This is a genomic window from Burkholderia sp. RF4-BP95, assembly GCF_001521985.1.
Classification (GTDB): Bacteria; Pseudomonadota; Gammaproteobacteria; order Burkholderiales; family Burkholderiaceae; genus Burkholderia; species Burkholderia diffusa.
The window spans coordinates 519452-538696 of sequence record NZ_LOSX01000018.1; the positions used below are offsets into that span (position 1 = coordinate 519452).

General features: G+C 68.9%; 16 protein-coding genes. 10 read left to right on the plus strand and 6 right to left on the minus strand.

The genetic code is table 11. From position 1 onward, the window contains the following. The first annotated feature begins 19 nt into the window (after positions 1-19). The 5 genes from gsiC to WS46_RS07025 all read left to right on the plus strand — a co-directional run bounded on the left by gsiC (position 20) and on the right by WS46_RS07025 (position 4748). Positions 20-940, plus strand: coding sequence for a glutathione ABC transporter permease GsiC (gsiC, locus tag WS46_RS07005; protein WP_059689918.1), 921 nt, complete (start codon positions 20-22; stop codon positions 938-940). 7 nt (positions 941-947) lie between these two features. After that, positions 948-1841: a glutathione ABC transporter permease GsiD gene (gsiD, locus tag WS46_RS07010; protein WP_059450559.1), complete on the plus strand. Its 894-nt coding sequence runs from the start codon at positions 948-950 to the stop codon at positions 1839-1841. Further along, positions 1841-2917, plus strand: coding sequence for a P1 family peptidase (locus tag WS46_RS07015; RefSeq protein WP_059689919.1), 1077 nt, complete (start codon positions 1841-1843; stop codon positions 2915-2917). The genes gsiD and WS46_RS07015 overlap by 1 nt, the downstream gene beginning before the upstream one ends. Continuing rightward, complete coding sequence (locus WS46_RS07020) at positions 2914-3741, plus strand: M55 family metallopeptidase (RefSeq protein ID WP_059689920.1); 828 nt, start codon at positions 2914-2916, stop codon at positions 3739-3741. The genes WS46_RS07015 and WS46_RS07020 overlap by 4 nt, the downstream gene beginning before the upstream one ends. Before the next feature lie 227 nt (positions 3742-3968). Beyond that, entirely contained in the window at positions 3969-4748 is a 780-nt protein-coding gene (locus WS46_RS07025; RefSeq protein ID WP_059689921.1) for a helix-turn-helix domain-containing protein, read from the plus strand. Positions 4749-5207: 459 nt separating this feature from the next. On the opposite strand, the gene pcaG is transcribed toward WS46_RS07025, so the two are convergent. From pcaG to WS46_RS07040, 3 genes are all read right to left on the minus strand, one after another. After that, complete coding sequence (gene pcaG / locus WS46_RS07030; protein ID WP_059689922.1) at positions 5208-5801, minus strand: protocatechuate 3,4-dioxygenase subunit alpha; 594 nt, start codon at positions 5799-5801, stop codon at positions 5208-5210. A 3-nt stretch (positions 5802-5804) separates the two neighbouring features. Then, complete coding sequence (gene pcaH / locus WS46_RS07035; protein ID WP_059525082.1) at positions 5805-6512, minus strand: protocatechuate 3,4-dioxygenase subunit beta; 708 nt, start codon at positions 6510-6512, stop codon at positions 5805-5807. 293 nt (positions 6513-6805) lie between these two features. After that, entirely contained in the window at positions 6806-7369 is a 564-nt protein-coding gene (locus WS46_RS07040; protein ID WP_059689923.1) for a YiiX/YebB-like N1pC/P60 family cysteine hydrolase, read from the minus strand. A gap of 120 nt (positions 7370-7489) precedes the next feature. Here WS46_RS07040 and WS46_RS07045 point away from each other — a divergent pair, with 120 nt between their 5' ends. The 4 genes from WS46_RS07045 to WS46_RS07060 all read left to right on the plus strand — a co-directional run bounded on the left by WS46_RS07045 (position 7490) and on the right by WS46_RS07060 (position 10152). Next, positions 7490-8227: a helix-turn-helix domain-containing protein gene (locus WS46_RS07045; protein WP_059689924.1), complete on the plus strand. Its 738-nt coding sequence runs from the start codon at positions 7490-7492 to the stop codon at positions 8225-8227. Between the two features lie 77 nt (positions 8228-8304). Further along, positions 8305-9291, plus strand: coding sequence for a pca operon transcription factor PcaQ (gene pcaQ, locus WS46_RS07050; protein WP_059689925.1), 987 nt, complete (start codon positions 8305-8307; stop codon positions 9289-9291). Positions 9292-9425: 134 nt separating this feature from the next. Next, a complete protein-coding gene (locus WS46_RS07055) occupies positions 9426-9785 on the plus strand; it encodes a type II toxin-antitoxin system RelE/ParE family toxin (RefSeq protein ID WP_059525089.1) in 360 nt (119 codons plus the stop codon). A gap of 70 nt (positions 9786-9855) precedes the next feature. Next, positions 9856-10152, plus strand: coding sequence for an XRE family transcriptional regulator (locus tag WS46_RS07060; protein ID WP_059466239.1), 297 nt, complete (start codon positions 9856-9858; stop codon positions 10150-10152). Between the two features lie 95 nt (positions 10153-10247). On the opposite strand, the gene WS46_RS07065 is transcribed toward WS46_RS07060, so the two are convergent. The 3 genes from WS46_RS07065 to WS46_RS07075 all read right to left on the minus strand — a co-directional run bounded on the left by WS46_RS07065 (position 10248) and on the right by WS46_RS07075 (position 16952). Continuing rightward, a complete protein-coding gene (locus WS46_RS07065) occupies positions 10248-11522 on the minus strand; it encodes an APC family permease (protein WP_059525091.1) in 1275 nt (424 codons plus the stop codon). Positions 11523-11653: 131 nt separating this feature from the next. Continuing rightward, positions 11654-16150, minus strand: coding sequence for a DEAD/DEAH box helicase (locus tag WS46_RS07070; protein WP_059689926.1), 4497 nt, complete (start codon positions 16148-16150; stop codon positions 11654-11656). Between the two features lie 277 nt (positions 16151-16427). Further along, positions 16428-16952, minus strand: a complete 525-nt coding sequence (locus tag WS46_RS07075; RefSeq protein ID WP_059466236.1) for a metal-dependent hydrolase — start codon at positions 16950-16952, stop codon at positions 16428-16430. Positions 16953-17351: 399 nt separating this feature from the next. Between WS46_RS07075 and ggt the strand changes: the two genes are divergently transcribed. Next, positions 17352-19073: a gamma-glutamyltransferase gene (ggt, locus tag WS46_RS07080; protein WP_059689927.1), complete on the plus strand. Its 1722-nt coding sequence runs from the start codon at positions 17352-17354 to the stop codon at positions 19071-19073. The last annotated feature ends 172 nt before the right edge of the window (positions 19074-19245 follow it).

Consider the following 19245-nt stretch of genomic DNA (forward strand, 5'->3'; position numbering starts at 1 on the left):
CTGATTCGATCGGTGCCCCATGCTGAATTTTCTCGTCAAACGCCTGTTCGGCCTGCTGCCCACGCTCGCGATCGTCGCGGTGCTGGTGTTCCTGTTCGTGCACCTGCTGCCGGGCGATCCGGCGAGGCTCGCGGCGGGCCCGGAAGCCGACGACGCGACGGTCGCGCTCGTGCGCGCCGATCTCGGGCTCGACCGGCCGCTGCCGACGCAGTTCGCGAACTTCTTCGTGAAGATCGCGCACGGCGATTTCGGCATGTCGACGCGCAGCAAGCGTCCGGTGTCGACCGAGATCGGCGAGCGCTTCATGCCGACGCTGCTGCTGACGCTCGTCAGCATGGTCTGGGCGACGGCGTTCGGAATGGCGATCGGGATCGCGTCGGCGGTATGGCGCAACCGCTGGCCCGACCGCCTCGGGATGACGATCGCGGTGTCGGGCATCTCGTTTCCGGCATTCGCGCTCGGCATGCTGCTGATGGAGATCTTCTCGGTGAAGCTCGGCTGGCTGCCCGTCGTGCCGGACGCCACGTGGAAGAGCTACGTGCTGCCGTCGCTGACGCTCGGCGCCGCGGTCGCGGCCGTGATGGCGCGCTTCACGCGCGCGTCGTTCGTCGAGGTGCTCAACGAGGACTACGTGCGCACCGCGCGCGCCAAGGGCGTGCACGAGCCGATGGTCGTGCTCAAGCATTGCCTGCGCAACGCGATGATCCCGGTCGTCACGATGATGGGGCTGCAGTTCGGCTTCCTGCTCGGCGGCTCGATCGTCGTCGAGGCCGTGTTCAACTGGCCGGGGCTCGGGCGCCTGCTGGTCGACGCGGTGACGATGCGCGACTACCCGGTGATCCAGGCGATCGTGCTGCTGTTCTCGCTCGAATTCATCCTGATCAACCTGACCGTCGACGTGCTGTACGCGGTCATCAACCCGACCATCCGGTTCAAGTGAGGCGCGCATGAACGCGACTGTCCAGCCCGCGGCGTCGGCCGCATCGAGCGCGATCCGCACGCCGTGGCGCGAATTCTGGCGCAAGTTCCGCAAGCAGACCGTCGCGCTGGTCGCCGGCGGTTTCGTGCTGGCGCTCGTCGTGCTCGCATTCGTCGGCCCGCACATCGTGCCGTTCGATCCGGAGAACTATTTCGACTACGACGCGTTGAACGCGGGGCCGTCGGCCGTGCACTGGTTCGGCGTCGACTCGCTCGGCCGCGACATCTTCAGCCGGATCGTCACCGGCACGCGCATCTCGCTCGCCGCCGGCTTCTTCTCGGTCGCGCTCGGCGCGCTCGTCGGCACGTTCTTCGGGCTGCTCGCGGGCTACTACGAAGGCTGGTGGGACCGCATCACGATGCGCGTGGCCGACGTGCTGTTCGCGTTCCCGGGGATCCTGCTCGCGATCGGCGTGGTCGCGATCCTCGGCAACGGGATGGTCAACGTGATCTGCGCGGTCGCGATCTTCAGCATTCCGGCGTTCGCGCGGCTCGTGCGCGGCAACACGCTGATGCTCAAGCACATGACCTACGTGGAAGCCGCGCGCAGCATCGGCGCGTCCGACTGGACGATCATCATGCGGCACATCCTGCCGGGCACCGTGTCGTCGGTCGTCGTGTACTTCACGATGCGGATCGGCACGTCGATCATCACGGCCGCGAGCCTGTCGTTCCTCGGGCTCGGCGCGCAGCCGCCGACGCCGGAGTGGGGCGCGATGCTCAACGAGGCGCGCGCGGACATGGTGACCGCGCCGCACGTCGCGATCTTCCCGAGCCTCGCGATCTTCCTGACGGTGCTCGCGTTCAACCTGCTCGGCGACGGGCTGCGCGACGCGCTCGACCCGAAGCTGGAGCGGCGCTGATGCGAGCTGCACCCATGTGGGCCGCGACGCTGCCAGCCGGGCCACGCGGCACGATCGCCGACGTGCCGGGCGTGACGGTCGGCCACGCGACGCTCGATGCCGGTGACGTGCAGACGGGCGTCACCGTCGTCAAGCCGCATCCGGGCGATCTTTACCGCAGCAAGGTGCCGGCCGGCGCGGCCGTGATCAACGGCTTCGGCAAGAGCGTCGGGCTCGTGCAGGTCGACGAGCTCGGCACGCTCGACACGCCGATCGCATTGACCAACACGTTCGGCGTCGGCGCGGTCGCGCAGGCGCAGATCCGCGCGGCGATCGCGAAGAATCCGCACATCGGCCGCGACTGGTCGACCGTCAACCCGCTCGTGTTCGAGTGCAACGACGGCTATCTGAACGACATCCAGGCGTTCGCGGTGACGGCCGCGCATTACGACGAAGCCTGCAATACGGCGGCGCGAGACTTCGCGCGTGGCGCGGTGGGCGCCGGGCGCGGGATGTCGTGTTTCGACCTGAAGGGCGGGATCGGCTCCGCGTCGCGCGTGGCCGTCGCGGCCGGCAGGCCGTACACGGTCGGCGCGCTGGTGCTCGCGAATTTCGGCCGGCTGCCGATGCTGACGCTCGGCGGCGTGCCGCTCGGGCGCGTCGTCGCGCAGCGGCGTGCCGCCGCGAACGCGCAGGCGCCGGAGCAAGGGTCGATCATCCTACTGCTGGCGACCGATGCGCCGCTCGACGCGCGGCAACTGTCGCGGCTCGCCCGTCGCGCGGGCGCCGGGCTTGCTCGCACCGGCTCGGTCTACGGGCACGGCAGCGGCGACATCGCGCTCGCTTTTTCGACCGCGTACACGATCGCGCCCGATGCATCGACCGTCGCGCTGCCGGCCCTCGTGGCCGATGCGGCGCTCGATCCGCTGTTCATGGCCGCGGCCGAGAGCGTCGAACACGCGATCGCCGACGCGCTGCTGCAGGCCGTGACAGTGACCGGGCGCGACGGCCATGTGCGGCAATCGCTGCGCGACGCGGTGCCCGATCTCGAACGGTTATTCAACGAAGACAACGAAGGACGTCCGATCCATTCATGAAGATTCTGATCTCGACCGACATCGAGGGTGTGGCCGGTGTGTTCGCCGTCGAGCAGACGCGTGCCGGCAACCCGGAATACGAACGCGCGCGCCGCTGGATGACCGCCGAGGCGAACGCGGCGATCGAAGGCGCGTTCGCCGGCGGCGCGCAGGCCGTCTGGGTCAACGATTCGCATGGCGGCTTCCGCAATCTGCTGCCCGACGGGCTCGATGCCCGTGCCCGCGTCGTGCTCGGCAAGCCGCGTACGCTGGGGATGATGGCGGGCCTCGAACAGCAGCCCGACCTCGTGTTCATGATCGGCTTTCACGCGAAATCGCAGACACGCGGCGTGCTGGCGCACACCATCAACAACTTCGCGTTCACGCAGGTGTGGCTGAATGGCGTCGAGCTCGGCGAAGCCGGGCTGTACGGCGCGCTGGCGCGCGAATACGGCGCTCGCGTCGCGCTGGCGTCGGGCGACGACGTATTCGCCGAGGAAACCCGGCCGCTGTTTCCGGACGCGCGTTTCGAGACGGTCAAGACGGCTGGCGGCGCATCGAGCGGCGACACGCTCACGCCGGCAGCGTCCTGCGCGCGCATCGCGACCGCCGCACGCGAAACGGTCGCGCACGCGCTGTCGTCCGGCTGGCGCGCGGGTGCGCATCGGCCCGCGCCGGCTGCTTGCACGCTGCGCGTGCAGACGGCCGCGCTCGCCGATCTGTTCTGCGTGCTGCCGTCGCTCGAGCGGGTCGATGCGGTGACGCTGCGCTTCGACGGGCCGTCGGTGGAGCACGTGGTGCGCACGCTGAACAGCCTGTCGGCCATGTCGTTCATGCTGCGGTGATGCGTGCCGACCGGATGCCGGACCGCGATCTGGTCGCTGAAATCCGTGTCGGCCCACGCCCCGCGAGATGAAATGTATTCGACATCTCCGCTCCGATGAAGTCGCTATCCGGCCGTTTCGGCCGTCGGGTCTTGCGGCCGTCCGGTCGCGCAAGCGTGGAGCGGATCGTAGACCGATCGAAGGTGACCCGCCTTCGCTATCGGTTCCTTCATGATGGAATTCGGGCCTTGAGAAATACGCTGCTGGATCCCTACGAACATATTCCGCGTAGCGTCGTGGCGACCGCCAACGACTACGCGGCGGGCACGACGTTTCCGGAGCACGCGCACGGGCGCGGGAAGTTCGCGTTCGCGTCGCGCGGCACCATCAGCGTGTCGACGCCGCACGGCCGCTGGCTGGTGCCGCCGCAGCGCGCGTGCTGGGTGCCGGCCGGCGTGCGGCACGAAATGACGATGACCGGGCCGGTCACGATGCTCAACGCGTTCGTGTCCGAAGACGCGGCCCGGGCCGCGGGGCTGTCGGACCAGTGTGGCGTATACGGCGTGTCGCCGCTGTTGCGGCAACTGATCGACGATGCGATCGACCTGCCGGCGATGTACGACGTCGACGGCCGGGCAGGCAAGCTGATGGCGCTGCTGATCGCGGAAATCGCGACGATGCCGCGGCTGTCGCTGCACGCGCCGCTGCCGAGCGATGCGCGCCTCGCGAAGATCTGCCGGCATCTGTTCGCGTCGCCGTCGATCGCGGCCGATCTCGACCAGGTGGCGACCGATGCGGGCGTGAGCCGGCGCACGTTTACGCGGCTGTTCCGCGCGCAGACCGGCGTGAGTTTCGCCGCGTGGCGCCAGCAGGTCTGCATGCTGGCGGCGATCACACGGCTGAGCGACGGGCAGCCGGTGACGCGTGTCGCGCTCGATCTCGGATATGCGAGCGCGAGCGCCTTTACGTCGGCGTTTCGCCGCATCCTCGGCGAAACGCCGAGCCGGTATCTGGAGGCGCGCCGCTAGTCGGAACGGATACGGTGGCGGGCGCGGTGCCGCGCTTCGGTCACGGACGAAAAAAACGCGCCTGCCAGGTTTCGGTCAGACGCGCTTAAAGGCACTCGGTCAGAAAAAATGCGCGACAGCCAGCGGGACGTGTTCGTGCATCGAATCGTGAAATTGTTGCTTGTTTCGAATTAATTGCCTCGGCGGACTGCGGATAGCAAAGCATACGCCGCATAACGCGCAAACGATATTGCGCGACCCCCACGATTTATGTGCAGTCGCAGCATGCGTTTTAATCGCGCGTTCGATTTCGGGTCCGAAGGAGCCAGCGACGGGCGTCGGCAATCCCGACCGGGCGTGCTGCGGCACGGCATCGAATGTTGATGCGCGAAAATGAAAACCGCCGCGCGATGCGATACCTGTTGGAATCGCGCCACGCGGCGGTTCGGTGCGAGCAGCCGGCCGGCGCCGGCTCGCGCGTCACGCGTCGAAGAACACGGTCTCGTCCGGCCCCTGCATGCGGATTTCGAAGCGATACACGACGGGCCGGCCCGGTTGCGCGTCGCGCTTCGCGACGAGCGTCGCGCGGCGTTCGGCCGGCACCAGGTTCAGCACCGGATCGGCCGCGTTCGCGGCAGCTTCGTCGTCGAAATACACGCGGGTGAACGCATGGGTCAGGATCCCGCGCATCATCACGGTCACGTTGACGTGCGGTGCTTCGTCGGCGGCGATGCGGCCCGGCTTCACCGTCGATACGACGAAGCGGTGCTGCGCATCGGTGCCCGTGCCGACGCGGGCGAAGCCCGTGAAACCGGACTTCGCGATGTCGTCACGCGACGCGGGATAGCGGCCCGCGGCGTCCACCTGCGTGAATTCGAGCACCGCGTCGCTGACGACGTTGCCGTCGCCGTCGAACACCTGTCCGACCAGCAGCACGTGCTCGCCGTCGGCGTCCGGCGTGGCGATCGTCGGCGTGAACAGACTCTTCAGATCGTAGTTGTATTGCTGCGGGCACAGGCCGTACGCGAAGTACGGGCCGACCGTCTGCGAAGGGGTTTGCTTCAGCGTCGTCATGGTTCAGCGCTCCATCGGGGTAGCGTCGCGGCCGCGCAGCACGATGTCGAATTCGTAGCCGAGCGCATAGCCTTCTTCGGTGATGTCCATCGAGAAGCGCGAGATCAGGCGGTCGCGCGCCGCTTCCGGCGTGCCCTGGAAGATCGGGTCGTACGCGAGCAGCGGGTCGCCGGGGAAGTACATCTGCGTGACGAGGCGCGAGCCGAAGTAGTCGCCGAACAGCGAGAAGTGGATGTGATTCGGGCGCCACGCGTTCGGATGGTTGCCCCACGGATAGGCGCCGGGCTTGATCGTGAGGAAGCGGTAGCGGCCTTCGGCGTCGGTCATGCAGCGGCCGGCGCCGAGGAAGTTCGGGTCGAGCGGCGCGTCGTGCTGGTCGACCTTGTGCACGTAGCGGCCGGCCGCGTTCGCCTGCCATACCTCGACGAGCGTGTTGCGCACGGGCTTGCCGCCTTCGTCGAGCACGCGGCCGGTGACGACGATGCGCTCGCCGAGCGGCTCGCCGTTCTTCACGGCGTTCTTCGTCAGGTCGTGGTCGAGCGCGCCGAGATCCTCGGCGCCGTAGACGGGTGCGAACTGGTCGCGCAGCTTTTCCTTCAACGGGATCATCGGGCGCGTCGGGCCGCGCTTCACCGACGAACGGTACTCGGGGTGGACATACGCGGGATGCGACGGCCAGTCGCGCGGCGTGAGGATCGTGGGGGAATCCATCGGGCGTCTCCTGATAGGTATTTCGCGAAGTGGATGGCAAGACTTTAGCCAAGCCGGAAAGTTATGAAAAATGACCTTTTTTCGCGAATTGCATAACCGTTCGTTATGTTTTGCGGCGCCAATGAAAATCCGCCGGACAGGCGGCCTGTCCGGCGGAAAAAGCGATCGGGCTTCGCGTCGTCGGTGACGACTCCGTGCACGGCCCTCCAGCCAGCCCGTCGCTGCTTTATTGTGTTTCGTTGTTGTTGTTATCCGGTCTCCCCGAGCGTGTCCGTCGTTCGTCCTTCGTCTCTTTACGGTCGGGCGGGATCGAAGACGATCCCGTTGAATTCGAGCGACAGCGTGCCGCTGCGCAGCAGCGCGGCCGGTGTCGCGGCGCGGTCAGCGCCGAGCACGTCGGTCACATAGTTCGCGCAGAACCCGCGCTGCGCCAGCAGCTTGACGCGGCTGCCGAGCAGCGCGTCGATCCGCTGTTCGGCCAGCGCGTGCACGTTGCGTTGCGCGTCGGCGTTCGGTGCCGCGACGCGGCGGGCCAGCGCGATGCGGCCGCCGTCGGCGCGGGCGACGAAGCGCGACAGCGGCGTGAGCTTCGTCCGCGCAAACGCGGGCTCGGCGATCAGCGGCTCGTCGCCCGACGTATCGACGACGATGCCGAAGCGACCGGCCCACGCGTCCACGCTGCCTGCGGCGGCACGGGACGCGCCGGCCGGTACGCGGATGAACACGAGATCCCCGACGTGCGCGCCGGCGGCCAGCGTGCGCATCGTGGCGAGCGGCAGCGTGCGATCGGTGTCGCGGGCATCGCGCCGAGCAGCGTGCTGCGGATCGAAGGAATGGGTGTCGGTTCGGGTGTTCATCGCGGCTCCGTCGGTGCATGACAGGACGGAGCGGATTATGCAGACGAGTATCCAAAAGTGCTTGTTCGGATGCGCGAGTAGCCTAATATCCGACCATTAGCATCATTTTTCGATACCAACATGACCGAGACCGCCCAACTCATCGAAACGCTGAAGCGCCAGCTGAAGGCGCAGGGGATGACCTACCGCGACGTCGCGCGTGCGCTCGACCTGTCCGAGACGAGCGTGAAACGGCTGTTCGCGAGCGGCCGCTTCACGCTGGAGCGTGTCGCGGAAATCGCGCAACTGCTCGGCTACACGCTCGCCGAGCTCGTGCAGGAGGCGTCGGCGTCCGCGCCGCGATTGCGCGTGCTGACCGAGCAGCAGGAGGCGCTGCTCGTGTCGGACGAGAAGCTGCTGCTCGTCGCCGTCTGCGCGATCAACTACTGGACCGTGCAGGACATCGTGTCCGCCTATCGCGTGACGCAGGCCGAGTGCGTCAAATACCTGCTGATGCTCGACCGGATGAACGTGATCGCGCTGCTCCCGGGCGACCGGATTCGCGTGCGCGTCGCGCGCGATTTCGACTGGCTGCCGGGCGGGCCGATCCGCCGCTATTTCCATGCGCACGTGCTCGACGACTTTCTCGGCAGCCGCTTCGACGGCCCGGGCGAGACGATGACGTTCTCGCAAGGGATGCTGACGGACGCGGCCGCCGCGGAACTCGAGCAGGAACTGCGGCGGCTCGGCAGCAAGGCGGCGGCGCTGCATGCGGAGTCGTCGTCGGCGCCGCTCGGGCAGAAGCGCGGCACGGCCCTGCTGATCGCGAAACGGATCTGGGAGCCGACCGGATTCCACGCGCTGCGGCGTCATGCGTGACACCGCGCCGAATGCTTGGGCCTTTCCGGAAAGTTATGCAAAATGGCAATTCATCGTCACTCGCATAACTGCTCGTTATGAATAACCGTATCGCCGACGGCCGCGTCAAGTTCCGGCACCTGCAATGTTTTCTCGCGGTCGCGCAACTGGGCGGCGTGCAGAAGGCGGCCGAAAGCCTGTCGATCACGCAGCCGGCCGTATCGAAGACGATCGCCGAACTGGAGTCGATCCTCGGCGTGAAGTTGTTCGAACGGGGGCGTCACGGCGCGCAGCCGACCCGCGAAGCGCAACTGTTCATCCCGCATGCGAACGCGTGCGTGCTGGCGCTGCGGCAGGGCGTCGGGCTGCTCGCGCGCGAGGGCGGCGCGGCCGCGGCGACGCTCGAAATCGGCATGCTGCCGACGGTTGCGGCATCGCTCGCGCCCGCGCTGATGAAGGCGCTGACCGCACGCTGGCCGCGCATCGTGGTGCGGATCGCGACGGCCGCGAACACCGAGCTGCTGGAGCGCCTGAAGGCCGGGACGATCGAATGCGCGATCGGGCGCCTGTCGGAGCCGGAGCGGATGATCGGCCTCGCGTTCGAGCAGCTGTACAACGAACCGCTCGTCGCAGTCGTGCGCGCGGGCCATCCGCTGCTGACGAGCGCCACGCCGGCTGTCGAGCTCGCGCGCTACCCGGTCGTGCTGCCGCCGTTCGGCACGCTGATCCGCCAGTCGGCCGAGCAACTGCTCGGCGCGTGCGGCGCGCCGCCGCTGGATTCGTTCATCGAGGTGCTGTCGGTGTCGGTCGCGCGCGCGCTTGCGCTCGAGAACGACGCCGTGTGGTTCGTGCCGCTCTATGCGGCCGAATACGACCTGTCGGCCGGTGCACTTGCGCGGCTCCCGCTGCCGTCCGCGGGCACCGACGAGCCGGTCGGACTCGTGCTGCGCACCGACGCGCAACCGTCACCCGTCGCCCGGACGTTGATCGACGCCGTGCGCGAGATCGCGCAGGCGCGGTTCGGCGATGCGCCCACCCGTCGCACGCCCCGCGGCGCGCGCAAGCCGGCTCGCCGCGCGCATTGAGCCGCCGGGCAGGGCGTGGGCGGGCGGTGTCCGGCCGCCGTTCTTTCACCTCCATTCGTTAGCCGTTCGGTCAGTAGCGGGCCTCGTCATGCTTGGCATATCGTACCGTTTTTGATACGATCGATGACACGACGATGGCGAGACAGCAGATTCAGATCACGCTCGGCGTGCGGTTCTTCCGCACCGCGCGTGGTAACGAGCCGGTGCGCGAATGGCTGCAGGCGCTCGGGCAGATCGAACGCAGGGTGATCGGCGAAGAGATCAAGACCGTTCAGCTCGGCTGGCCGCTCGGCATGCCGCTGGTCCGGAAGATGTCTGCGGATCTTTGGGAAATCCGCGTGATGCTGCCGCGGCGAAGCGCGCGCGTGCTGTTCACGATCGTCGGCGACACGATGGTGCTGCTGCATGCGTTCTTCAAGCAGTCGCAGGCCACGCCGTCCGACGATCTCGATGTGACCGTCGCGCGGCTGAAAGCGCTGACGCGCGCCATCTGAATTCCCCCGGCTGCGCCGCCACATGCGATCGGCGATGTGCCGGCCGGCAACGCCATGCACTGGAGTACCCATGACGACCACGAACAATCCGCATATCGGCAGCGACTTCGACACGTTCCTCGAGGAGGAAGGGCACCTCGAAGCGGCCACCGCCACCGCGATCAAGCGCGTGATCGCGTGGCAGATCGGGCAGGAAATGAAGGCGCAGCACATCACGAAAACCGCGATGGCCGCGCGGATGAAGACCAGCCGCGCCGCACTCAACCGGCTGCTCGACGAAACCGATACGAGCCTCACGCTCGCGACGCTCGCGAGCGCCGCCACCGCGCTCGGCAAGCGGCTCAGCTTCGAGCTCGTGCCGGCCTGACGCACAGGGCGAAGCGGTGCGCGGCCGATGCACGGCGTGCCGGTGCATCGCGGTGAACGGGCGCGCGCTCGTCCGCACACGGCACCGGCAAGCGATCACGTGCGCTGCCCGGCTATCCGCAGATACAGCAGCGCACCGCCCGCGAGCAGCAGCGGGCACAGGAAATACCATCCGGTCGTCAGGAACAGCCCGGCGACGGCGACCAGCGAAATCCATGCGCAGCGATACGCAATGCCGCCGCGCGGCAGCAGTTTCAGCGCGGCGGCCGCGCCGAGGCCGTACACCATCACGAAGCACCCGGACGTGACGAGCACGAGCGGCTTCGGCCCGACATCCGAGAGCGTCGTCGCGGCCAGCGCGACGGCCGCCAGCATCGCGATCACGCCGAGGCTGCGGCGCGGCACGCCGCCGACCTGGCTGCCTTGCGCGAGCCATGCAGGCAGTGCGCCGTCGCGCCCGAGCGCCGCGCCGAGCTTGGCCGCGCCCGCGAAATACGCGTTCATCGTGCCGAGCGTGAGCAGCAGCGCGGCTGCGGCCGCCAGCACCTGTGCATGACCGCCGATGCCGCCCGCGATCAGTTCCGCAAGCGGCGCACCGGACGCGCCGGCCGATGGCCCGAGCACCGTCACGCTCGCAGCCGCGACCGACAGGTACAGGAAGCCGACGACCACGACGGCGATGCCGGCCGAGCGCGGCATGTCGTGCGCGGGCCGCCGAAATTCGGCCGCGAGGTGCGTGATCGCTTCCCAGCCCGCGAAGCTCCACACGAGCAGTGCGGCAGCCTGGCCGACCGCGAGCCACCCGTGCGGCGCGAACGGATGCAGGTTCGCCGGGCGCGCATGTGGCGCGGATGCGAGCACGGCGGCCAGCAGAAGCGCGACGAGCAGCGCCGACAGCACGAGCTGCATGCGGCCCGACACCGTGACGCCGAACGCATTCGCGGCCGACACCGTCGCGATCAGCGCGGCAGCCGTGACGATAACCGTCGTATGCCCGCCGCCCGTGACGGCCGCGACGTACGCGCCACCGAACATCGCGGCGGCCGGCGCACCGGCCGGCACCGCGAAATAGAAACACCAGCCGACGATCGCCGCGGCCTTCGGCCCGAACGCACGTCGCGCGTAGGTCGATACGCCGCCCGCGTCCGGATAGCGCGCGCCGAGTGCGGCGAAGGTGGCCGCAAGCGGCCCCGACAGCACGACGAGCGCGGCCCATGCAAGCAGCGACGCCGGGCCCGCGACCTCGGCGGCGAGCGCGGGCAACGCGATGACGCCGGTGCCGAGCACCGCGCCGATATACAGCGCGGCGCCCTGGAAAATCGTCAGCGAGCCCGCGTGATGAGCGGCGGGCGAATCGGCATGCGAGGACATGAAGGGCAGTCTCCGGGAGGCTTGTTATGCGCGCGGACGGCCGCGCGGTGAATCGCTCGATGCTACCCGAACGGGCGCGGCGATGCGGCGCGGCGTTCAGTAGTCCGCGACGTGCCGCGTGTCAGTCGATGTCAGTAGCGGCGTGCGAGCCGCAGCCGCGCATCCTCGCGTGCAGCGGGCGGCAGCTCGGGCACGTAGTGGAACGTGCCCGATACGAGCGACGCGACCGGCACGCCGTCGCGGAACAGCACGCGATTGCCGGCCAGCGCCGGCACCTTGTCGCCGGGCAACAACGTGCCGGCCAGGTTCAGCGGATCGGCGCCCGTCACGCACACGTACTGGCCGTCGCCCGGTTGGCGACGCAGTTCGCGCAGGATCGGGATCGCTTCCGGCAGTGCGAACTGCTCGCCCGCGAGCCCCGCGACGAAGCGTCCGCCGCGAATCTCGCCGCGCGCTTCGAGACGTTGCAGCACGCGCACGAGTTCGCGCCAGCTCGGCAGCCAGTCGGCCTCGCGTTCGAGCAGCCGCCAGAACACCACGCCATAGCGGCGCAGCAGCGTCCAGACGATATGTTCGAGTGCGTCGGGATCGGTCGCGGCCGGGCCGCGCTTCAGTGCGGGCGCATCGTCCGGTGCCGAAGCGCGTTGCACGAGCGCCCAGCGACCGGCGTCGTCCATCCCGCCGATCAGCGCGCCGCCGCGCCGCGTGCGCGGCGCATACGTCGCGCTGCGCTTGACCGCGGGCTTCAGCAGCGCGCGCAGTCCGGCGAAGCTGTCCGCATTCACGAGGCCGGCCGACACGAGTTCGCCGAGTGCCTGTTCGAGTTCGACGGGCAGCATGTGCAGTTCGTCGAGCAACGCGTCGAAGAACATCGCACCATGCGCGGCGAGTGCGTCACGCACCTGCGTCGCGCGTGCGGTCAGCGCCGGTTGCGCGTCCGGGTCGCGCAGCGCCTGCCATGCGCCGAGGTGGCGGCGCGGCAGCAGCACGACCGGCGTCGTTTTCACGGGGGTGCCGGCCGCGCGGGCCGGCGCGCCGATGCGGGTCCACACGAGCTTGCCCGAGCGGCACAGCTCGTCGAGGCCGCCCGCCGTGTAGTCGGTCAGGCGCGCGGGCAGCAGCGCGTCTTCCCATGCGCTCGCCGCGGCTTCGTAGCCTTCGAGCTGCTCGACGACGGCTGCGAGCGCTTCGCGGCCCGTGCCGCGCGTGTCGGGCGTCAGGTGCTGCCAGTGAAACAGGAAGCGCATGAAATCGGCGCGCTCGACCGGTTCGATCTCGCGGCGCAGCCGCTTGACCGTGTAGCGATGAATGCGCGCGAGCAGGTGACGTTCGCACCATTCGTCGGTCGTCGCGCCCGGCGTGAAGCGGCCGCGCATCACGTAGCCTTCGCGCTCCAGTGCCGCGAGCGCGGTCGCGATCGTCGCGGACGGCAGGCCGAGCGGCTGCGCGATCGCGTCGAGCGTCAGCGGCCCGAAGCCGGTGAGCCGCGCACGGATCACGTCGACGAGCGCGGCATCGACTTCCCATGGTTGTGCGCAGGCGGCGGGCACCTTCAGCGCCGGCGCGACGCGTGCGTCGGGGTGCAGCGCGCGCATGCAGATCAGCCGTTCGACCGGCACCCACAGCGCGGCGCCGTCCGACGTGACGAGCTTCGTCGCGCGGCGGCGTTCGGCCAGTTCCGCGAGCCGCTCGGGCCAGCCGTCGTGCGCATGCGCTTCGCTGTCGGCGACGCAGGCGAGCGTGAGCAGTGCATCGTGCATTTCGTCGGCGTCGCGCACGAGCGGCCATGCCTCGTCGCGCACCGCGTCGATCGCGTCGGCGTCGAGCGCGCCGAGATCGTCGGCCGATTCGGGATCGCTCCAGCGGCGCGACTGCACGGCCTGCGTGCGGCGCTCCTCGAGCGGCGCGTCGTCGAGGAACGCATAGGGCTTCGCGTTCAGGATCTCGGCCGCCAGCGGCGACGGCGCGGGCAGGTCGCGCGCGATCAGCTCGATCGCGCCGCTTTCGATCCGGCGCAGCAGCGCGAGCCAGCCGTCGGTATCCATCGCGTCGTGCAGACAATCGTCGAGCGTCTGGTCGACGAGCGGATGATGCGGGATCTCGCGTTCGCCGACGATGTTCTCGAGGCACGCGACCTGATCGGGGAACACGGTCGCGAGCAGGTCGTCGCTCTTCATCCGCTGCAGCTGCGGCGCGGTGCGCCGGCCGCCGGTGAAGCGCGGCAGCGCGAGCGCGGTCGTCGCGTTCCAGCGCCAGCGCACGCCGAACATCGGCGCGTCGAGCAGTGCCTGGACCAGCACGTGCTCCGCGCTGGCCGAGCGCAGGTAGCGCCACACTTCGTCGAGCGCGAAGCTGTGCGCGAGCGACAGCGACAGAATGATCGCGTCGTCGGTCGCGGCGGCCTGCAGCTCGAAGTTGAAACTGCGGCAGAAACGCTTGCGCAGCGCGAGCCCCCACGCACGGTTGATGCGGCTGCCGAACGGCGAATGGATCACCAGCTGCGTGCCGCCCGATTCATCGAAGAAGCGCTCCATCACGAGCGTGTCCTGCGTCGGCAGTGCGCCGAGCGCCGCGCGCGTGCGGGCGAGATAGTCGGCGATCTGGCGGGCCGCATCGGGCGACAGATGAAGTTCGTCGACGAGCCAGCGCAGCGCCGGCGCGAGGCGGCTTTCGGCCGGGCCGATCGCGGTGCCGACGGCGTCGCCGCGCGAATCGGTGGCGGCACGGGCTTCCGCCGCCGGCCTGGCGTTGCCGCGCGTGCCCGTCTTGCCGGCCGGGGCGCCGCTCGCGTGCTTGCGTCCGCCGGCCTCCGTGTGCCGATCGCCTTCGGCGAACAGCCCGTCGAGCCGCGCGCGCAGCCGGCCGACCGCCGCCGACAGCTCGTCGCTGCGCCCGGGCGCCTCGCCGAGCCAGAACGGAATGCTCGGCGACTGGCCTTGCGCGTCCTCGACACGCACGCGGCCCGTTTCCACGCGAATGATCCGGTACGACTGGTTGCCGAGCTGGAACACGTCGCCCGCGAGGCTCTCGATCGCGAAATCCTCGTTGACGGTGCCGACCTGGATGCCCTGGGGCTCGAGCAGCACCGCGTAGTCGGCCATGTCGGGAATGGTGCCGCCCGATGTCGTCGCGGTCATCATCGCGTTGCGGCGCCCGTGCACCGTGCCGCCGACCACGTCGCGATGCAGATACGCGCCGCGCACGCCGCGACGGCTGGTGAAGCCTTCGGCGAGCATCTTCATCACGTCGTCGAAGCGTTCGCGCGACAGGCTCGCGTATGGCGCCGCGCGGGTGAAGCTCGCGTACAGCGCGTCCTCCCGCCATTCCGCGCAGGCGACTTCGGCGACGATCTGCTGCGCGAGCACGTCGAGCGGCGCTTCGGGAATCCGCAACGCGTCGAGCTCGCCGCGTTGCACGCAGTCGAGCAGCGCCGCGCATTCGACCAGTTCGTCGCGCGACAGAGGGAACAGGCGGCCCTTCGGCACGCCGCCGACATGGTGCCCCGAGCGGCCGACGCGCTGCAGGAACGGCGCGATCCCGCGCGGCGAACCGACCTGGCACACGAGATCGACGTCGCCGATGTCGATGCCGAGTTCGAGCGACGCGGTCGCGACGAGCAGTTTCAATTCGCCGCGCTTGAGCCGCTGTTCGGCGTCGAAGCGATGCTCCTTCGCGAGACTGCCATGATGCGCCGCGATCGCGTCCTTGCCGAGACGGTCGGCGAGATGGCGCGCCATGCGCTCCGCGGTGCGCCGCGTGTTCACGAACACGAGCGTCGTGCGATGCGCGGCGGCGAGCGCGGCGATCCGGTCGTACACCTGCTCCCACACGTCGGTTGCCATCACCGGTTCGAGCGGTACGTTCGGCAGCTCGAGCGCGAGGTCGCGTTCGCGCGTGTGACCCGTGTCGACGATCGTGCAGTCGCGCGGCGCGTCGGCCGGGCCGCCGACCAGGAAGCGCGCGACCGCGTCGATCGGTTTCTGCGTGGCCGACAACCCGATGCGCGGCAGCGCACGACCCGTCAACGCGTCGAGGCGTTCGAGCGACAGCGCGAGGTGGCTGCCGCGCTTGGACGATGCCAGTGCGTGGATCTCGTCGACGATCACCGAACGCACGCTGGACAGCATCTGCCGCCCCGACGTGGACGACAGCAGCACGTACAGCGACTCCGGCGTCGTCACGAGAATGTGCGGCGCGCGCTTGCGCAGCGCGGCGCGTTCGGCCTGCGTGGTGTCGCCGGTGCGCACGGCGGTGCGGATCGCCGGCACCGGCAGGCCCAGTTGCGCGAGCGATTCGGCGATGCCGGCGAGCGGCGCGTCGAGATTCACGTGGATGTCGTTCGACAGCGCCTTCAGCGGCGACACATAGACGACGAGCGTCGCGTCGGGCAGCGCGCCGTCGTGCGCGAGCGCATCGCGCACGAGATCGTCGAGCGCGCACAGAAACCCGGTGAGCGTCTTGCCGGAGCCGGTCGGCGCGGCGACGAGCGTCGACCGCCCGGCCTTGATGTGCGGCCACGCGAGCGCCTGCGCGCCGGTCGGCGCGGCAAACGCACGGCGGAACCACGCGGCGACGGCCGGGTGGAACACGTCGAGCGCGTTGGCGGGGCGGGTGGCTGTGACGTCCATCGGAGCGTTGAATTGGGGTGCGAGCGCGTGGGCGGCGCGCGAATCGTCAGTGTGCCAGACGTCGCGTGCGCGTGCCGGACACCGCGGGCGAGAGAACGCGCGCGTCGGAGATTCAGATGAGGTGCGATGCCGGCATTTCAACGGCTGGGCGCGCGGAACGGCACCCGTCGGGTCGCGGGTGCCGGATCGGCGAGAGGAGGACGTCGCGTTCGACGTGCGTCGGGCGGTTGCGCGGCTCGATCCGCGGCCACGCGAAACTGCACGCGACTAAACGCAGCTACACGCGATGCAGCCAGCCGAGCCAGTGTTCGAGGAACGGGGCGCGCGTCCACAGCGATTGCGCGAGCCACAGCGTGCCGCCCCATGCGGCGGCCACGACGATCAGGTCGCAATGTCCGCTGTTCCACAGGTTCAGCGAATGGCGCCGCCAGATCCACGGCACGCCGAGCGGATTCGGCCAGTCGGCGAGCAGGTGCATCACGCCGCCGCACGCGAAGCCGAACAGCGGCGCGGCCCACAGCGGATGCGGATGATGCGTGAGCCCGTGCCATCCGAGCGCGAGCAGCGCGATCCAGCCGATGCCCCAGTGCGTGACGGTGCGGTGCGTGATCCACAAGCGGCGCTTGCGGGTCCACCACGCGACTTCGAGCCAGTCGGGCGCGGTGCCGCCCGCGACGCCGGCCGCGAACGCGGCGAGCAGGCCCGCGTGCCAGGGGCCGGTCGCGCCGGTTTGCGCGACGAGGACGGCGGCGGCGACGCCGGCCGCGAAGCCGGACGCGTGGTGCGCATTGTGTGATGCCATAGGAAACGAGACGAAAAAGCGTGAAGCGACGGCAGACGAGCGGGAACGATCGGCCGCGAAAGCGGGGCGCTATCTTCTCAGATCGGCCCGCGCAGCGGGCGGTCCGATCGCGGTTTTTTTGCATGCACGGCACCGCGCAAGCGCCGCGTGCCGTGATTTTCCGATTGCGCGATGCGCGTCGAATTCGCCGCATGCAATTTCGACCGATCCGCCGGCCCGCTTTTTGCTCAGCCGTGTGGCCGAGCGCACAGGATTCGCAATGATTCGTAGTGAGCGGCGGGTTTTCCGTCCCGGCGCATTTATTTACTACGAAAACGGCGTGGGACCGACCGCGTGCCAGCGGCTATAAGCGGATCGGGGGCTTATTCCAGCTCGCCGGAGATCCATGGGGGACATTTAATGACTACGCTGAATCGTTTCAAATCATCCGCTGCCGTGCTCGCGGCGGTGGCCGGCATCGGCTTCCTGCCGAATGCGCCGGCCTATGCGAAGGGGCCGCAGCCGGCGGTCCTGACGAGCGCGGCGGTCGCTGTGGCCGACAAGTACAGCGCGGACGCCGCGGAGCAGATCTTCAAGGAAGGCGGCAACGCGATCGACGCGGCCGTCGCGATCGCGTTCACGCTCGCCGTCACGTATCCGGAGGCCGGCAACATCGGCGGCGGCGGCTTCATGACGATCTACAAGGACGGCAAGCCGTACTTCATCGACTATCGCGAGCGCGCGCCGCTCGCCGCGACAAAGGACATGTATCTCGACAAGGACGGCAATGTCGTCAAGGGCATGAGCCTGTACGGGCCGCGCGCGGCTGGCGTGCCGGGCACGGTGTCGGGCATGTGGGAAGCGCAGAAGCGCTTCGGCAAGCTGAAGTGGAAGCAGGTGCTCGCGCCGGCGATCCGCTATGCGCGCGACGGCTTCGTCGTCGACGAACAGCTTGCGCAGCGCGGCGTCGACGCGTCGAAGGAGTTCGGCGGCAAGACCAACTTCGACAAGTACTTCTCCACGATGAAGGCCGGCACGAACTTCAAGCAGCCCGATCTCGCCGACGTGCTCGCGCGGATCGCGAACGACGGCGCGAACGGCTTCTACAAGGGCAAGACGGCCCGGTTGATCGCCGCGTCGATGAAGACCGGCGACGGCAACGGGCTGATCACGACCGAGGATCTCGCGCAATACCGTGCGGTGTGGCGCCAGCCGGTGCAGGCGAAGTGGAACGGCTATGACGTGATCACCGCGCCGCCGCCGAGCTCGGGCGGCATCGGCCTCGTGCAACTGCTGAAGATGAAGGCGGACCTCAAGCAGGACTTCGAGGGCGTGAAGCTCAACTCGCCGCAATATGTCCACCTGGTCGCGGAAATCGAGAAGCGCGTGTTCGCCGATCGCGCGCAGTATCTCGGCGACCCCGACTTCTACAAGGTGCCGGTCGCGCAGTTGACCGACGACGCGTACATCGCGAGGCGAGCGGCCGAAGTGAGCCCGACGCAGATCGCCGACACGAAGAGCGTGCAGCCGGGCCTCGGCACGTCGATGCCGGAGAAGGCCGAGACGACGCACTTCTCGGTCGTCGACAAGTGGGGCAACGCGGTGTCGAACACGTACACGATCAACGGCTACTTCGGCTCGGGCGTGATCGCCGACGGCACCGGCATCGTGCTGAACGACGAGATGGACGACTTCTCCGCGAAGCCGGGCGTCGCGAACATGTTCGGCGTGGTCGGCAGCGATGCGAATGCGATCGAGCCGAAGAAGCGACCGCTGTCGTCGATGTCGCCGACGATCATGACGAAGGACGGCAAGGTGTCGCTCGTGATCGGCACGCCGGGCGGCTCGCGGATCTTCACGTCGATCTTCCAGGTGATCAACAACATCTACGATTTCGGGATGCCGTTGAAGGAGGCCGTCGGCGCGATGCGTTTCCACCATCAGCTGCTGCCGCCGAACACGATCTTCTGGGAGCCGTACCACCCGATCGAAGGCGAACTCGCGAAGCAGATCGAGGCGCGCGGCTACACGCTGAAGGGGCAGGACTTCAGCGGCGACATCCAGGTGATCAAGATCGACGGCAAGACGCCGGAGGCGATGGCCGATCCGCGCGGACGCGGGGTCACGCGGATCATTCAATGACGGAGGCGGGTTGGGGTACTGCTCGATCACGTGCTGGGCTTTTCCTGTTACGCACGAGGATCAGGCTCGACGTCAGCACGCCGAGCCGGAGGCTGGCGTCCAATACCTTCGATATTTCCCGCGAACCCGGTGCGGCTCGGATTCCGCTTGTGAGGGGCGGATCGGCCCCTTT